This is a genomic window from Vibrio sp. M260112, assembly GCF_036533775.1.
Classification (GTDB): Bacteria; Pseudomonadota; Gammaproteobacteria; order Enterobacterales; family Vibrionaceae; genus Vibrio.
The window spans coordinates 1-3,081 of the sequence record NZ_JATABH010000106.1; the positions used below are offsets into that span (position 1 = coordinate 1).

Consider the following 3,081-nt stretch of genomic DNA (forward strand, 5'->3'; position numbering starts at 1 on the left):
GATCCCTAAAAAGTTAAGGGCGATGCGAGAGCGAGTGAAGCGCTACATTCTGCCAGAGCGAAAAAAACGGCCCAAATCAAGGACCGTTCGTATGAATAAGACTCGCTATCCAGTTCGTTCCAAACACGTTAAGTGATAGGAGTTAACCCTAAGGTCGCCTTTGCGTTTCTAAACCACCGCCTTCATGACGGTGGTGACGACTTTTCCTATCACCGCAAACTCGTTGAGTTTGTCCTCGTTCACGATAAATGAATCATATTCTTCTTTGTTGTCTGAGATGACTTCATAACCTTCTGCCATAATGTTGTACTTCAGACGTTTAATGTAGACATGTTTACCGATACGAACGACGTACACGCCGTGCTTAACTGGGTGTTCTGATCCTCGAATATCGACAAGAACCTCATCGCCATCACTTAAGGTATCGTCCATTGAGTCGCCGTGACAGATAATGATTCTGGCGGTTTCTTCTGTTAATCCGAAACGCTTTAGCCATTCACATGGGAGAAACTCAGTGCGAAGTCGAAACTCAGCATCGTTCAATGTACTGAAACCGCAGGCTGCATAGACGTTATAGACGGGAACAGCACACATATTTTCAATTTGAGAGACGGCATTCACGGTTTTTACGTTTGCGATTTCCGTCACATTATCAGGAATAACGTCATCACCATACTTTGCGCGTAGTTCAGCAATCACTTCTTCATCAAAATTTGAGATGTGATATTCAAGCCCAGCGCCTCTTCCGCTAGCTCTGCGGGATATCCAATCAGCTTTTTTAGCTTTTTGACTGAAACCTTGAGGGGTCGTTGGAAACCCAGCTATTCCCTGTAAATCCGAAGTTTTAAACCATTCGCGCACGAAAAACCCTTAAAACAGACATTGACCAATCTTATTATTCCGATCTATCATTCCAACAAAATCCGAGAAAACTCTAGATAATTCGAGAAAATCCACTTAAACAGCAATTCTTAATGTGGTTTTAGACCGATTAACACTGATTCACCAATGTATCACATGCTCGTCTCGGCGTGTAGTGATGTAGGGCACTGATTATGAATACAAAATATGCACTCCATGCTCGTTTTGGTACACCGATTGTAGCGTTGGGCGATATTTGCGAAGAGTTCTTCCATATCAACGCCGAAACCGCCAATGGCAAAGCAAACAGCCAATCTTTACCAATTCCCACTTTCCGAATGGAAGATCACAAACGCAGCCCGTTTATGGTTCACCTTGATGACCTCGCTGATCTGATTGATTTACGTATTCGCGCTGCCAAGCATGAGTTCACTATTCAAGGCAAACTTTCCGATGAAGAGATGCAGATTGTCCAGAAGTGGCAATGGCTCCATCAAAATCAAAGGCAAGCCCGACGCAATAAACGTAAAAAACGCCTTAAAGAAGTAAAGAAAGAGCTTGGTAAGGAAGCAATGAATGATGCCGTTCCATTAAGTAAGAGGGACGAACTATGAACCAACCACTCATGACCACCATCGCTTGTCCGTATGTCGCGGTAGCGCCCCCTAGAGATAAGACGCTGATCAATATAGTGGCGATGACGGAAATCGCCGCCCGCGAAGCGATGGAACCGCTCGGCTAACTGAACCCTTACGCGTTGTAGAGAGTATCTGATATAGAAGCAAACCAAACAATGTGCGTCTTTTTGGCGGATGTACAACATAAGTACAACGAGGCATGCAGCTTGTTTCGCCAACGTCACCTTAATGAGCTCACAGAGATAGCCAACACCTATGGCCTACGAGCAAATATGCTACGCAAGCTTGACCTGGTTACCGCTCATATTGCGCCAAGTAGCAAGGCAGAAAGCTTCATTAAACGCGCTCTAAACAACTCCATTCTCGCAGGGGAGATTTCGCAGTTGGCGATAGACAATGCCAGCGACCGAACGCTTCCTCACACTACCAAAAACTCAATCATCAATAAGTGCCAGCAGAACGCGCTCGGAGGTCAGGCGTAAATAAGTTTCAATCAGAGATGGAGGAACGAGCATGAAGTATTTCGCCCTTCGTTTATTTGGTGATGTCGCCCTCAAGCGCCACAACCAGACCTTTGAACCCGAAGTCACTCCGCTTGGCGAGTTTGACTCGTTAGAGTCGGCAGTTGAACAGGCTGGCGGTTACATTGTAATGGATGCACAGGAGCTTACAGCGGTATGAAAGTTTCAAAAATACATTCCAGCGAGCGAGGCTTGGTGGCCAAGGATTTCTGCGCTGTTGCTCGCGCATTAGACAGTGTGGTTCACCACCCTCCCTGCGTGTTCATTAAGTCTGATACCAAGGGTGACTTCTTAGGCTGGGCGATTTCGGTGTTTAGCCCGGCACACCGTGAAGCCATCTATCTGCTATCGCACGGTAAGGAGTTAGCGCTCTTCCCTACCCTTCAGGAAGCAATGATGTTCTTGAAAGAGGAGCACATTTTCACTTTCAACGTGAGTTCGGCAAGTTGAGGTAATTAAGAGTGAAGATATGGAGTACAGCCCGAGGAGAGAATTGATGCTAATGCCCGCCCTGAATGCGGTTTAACACACTAACGTCTGTCGAAGAGATTATTTATACCGTGGGCCAGCCACCAGATCCAGACCTGCAACCTAAGTTGTGTAAGGGGATCTGATTCACATCAAAGAATATATCGACATCAATACGATAAATCTTTGTTTTATATTACGCTTCACTCATATAAAAAACCAATTACAAAGGATATGTGATGCATATAAAGCAAGATGATCGCTCAACGAATTTAGAGAACAAACCAAGGCCTAAACAATGGCTAGAAAGCAACCCTGAACAGGCTGAGCTATATCTAAAAGTGGTTGAATTTCTTAGTCTTCATTACATAGGTGATGATGAAGGGTATGTTAACACCAAAGATATGCAGTATCGGTTGAGCAACCATAGGTCTGGTGGCTACGTGCTGAGGAATCCCCTGATGATTTAGATAAAAATCATCAAGTTAAGGTAGATGCACATCTTGTCATGTGATCAAATGGTTTCGCCAAAAAACAACAACCAAACAACAAGATGCGCGAACTCAATATCTTACATGATTCTCTCTACCAAT

Annotated in this window: 7 protein-coding genes and 1 pseudogene; 7 read left to right on the forward strand and 1 reads right to left on the reverse strand. The window is 44.8% G+C overall.

What is annotated here, in order from left to right:
• A pseudogene (locus tag QTN95_RS20025) lies at positions 1 to 136 on the forward strand (IS4 family transposase); the annotation flags it as partial.
• Positions 137 to 168: 32 nt separating this feature from the next.
• Here QTN95_RS20025 and QTN95_RS20030 read toward each other — a convergent pair.
• Positions 169 to 861, reverse strand: coding sequence for a helix-turn-helix domain-containing protein (locus tag QTN95_RS20030; RefSeq protein WP_331418746.1), 693 nt, complete (start codon positions 859 to 861; stop codon positions 169 to 171).
• 194 nt (positions 862 to 1,055) lie between these two features.
• Between QTN95_RS20030 and QTN95_RS20035 the strand changes: the two genes are divergently transcribed.
• From QTN95_RS20035 to QTN95_RS20060, 6 genes are all read left to right on the forward strand, one after another.
• Positions 1,056 to 1,475, forward strand: a complete 420-nt coding sequence (locus tag QTN95_RS20035; RefSeq protein ID WP_331418747.1) for a pyocin activator PrtN family protein — start codon at positions 1,056 to 1,058, stop codon at positions 1,473 to 1,475.
• Positions 1,472 to 1,603, forward strand: a complete 132-nt coding sequence (locus QTN95_RS20040) for a hypothetical protein (protein ID WP_331418748.1) — start codon at positions 1,472 to 1,474, stop codon at positions 1,601 to 1,603. The genes QTN95_RS20035 and QTN95_RS20040 overlap by 4 nt, the downstream gene beginning before the upstream one ends.
• A 63-nt stretch (positions 1,604 to 1,666) precedes the next feature.
• Positions 1,667 to 1,981 (forward strand): phage regulatory CII family protein, encoded by a 315-nt coding sequence (locus QTN95_RS20045; RefSeq protein ID WP_331418749.1) that lies wholly within the window; start codon positions 1,667 to 1,669, stop codon positions 1,979 to 1,981.
• Between the two features lie 31 nt (positions 1,982 to 2,012).
• Complete coding sequence (locus tag QTN95_RS20050; RefSeq protein WP_331418751.1) at positions 2,013 to 2,180, forward strand: hypothetical protein; 168 nt, start codon at positions 2,013 to 2,015, stop codon at positions 2,178 to 2,180.
• The gene (locus tag QTN95_RS20055; protein WP_138971675.1) at positions 2,177 to 2,470 is read left to right on the forward strand and encodes a hypothetical protein; all 294 of its coding nucleotides are present in this window, start codon (positions 2,177 to 2,179) and stop codon (positions 2,468 to 2,470) included. Before QTN95_RS20050 ends, QTN95_RS20055 begins: the two co-directional genes overlap by 4 nt.
• Before the next feature lie 257 nt (positions 2,471 to 2,727).
• Positions 2,728 to 2,958, forward strand: a complete 231-nt coding sequence (locus tag QTN95_RS20060) for a hypothetical protein (protein WP_331418753.1) — start codon at positions 2,728 to 2,730, stop codon at positions 2,956 to 2,958.
• Positions 2,959 to 3,081: the final 123 nt, after the last annotated feature.

Coding starts and splice junctions, on each gene's coding strand:
- QTN95_RS20035 (WP_331418747.1), top strand. CDS start 1,056: ATGAATACAAAATATGCACTCCATGCTCGTTTTGGTACACCGATTGTA.
- QTN95_RS20040 (WP_331418748.1), top strand. CDS start 1,472: ATGAACCAACCACTCATGACCACCATCGCTTGTCCGTATGTCGCGGTA.
- QTN95_RS20050 (WP_331418751.1), top strand. CDS start 2,013: ATGAAGTATTTCGCCCTTCGTTTATTTGGTGATGTCGCCCTCAAGCGC.
- QTN95_RS20055 (WP_138971675.1), top strand. CDS start 2,177: ATGAAAGTTTCAAAAATACATTCCAGCGAGCGAGGCTTGGTGGCCAAG.
- QTN95_RS20060 (WP_331418753.1), top strand. CDS start 2,728: ATGCATATAAAGCAAGATGATCGCTCAACGAATTTAGAGAACAAACCA.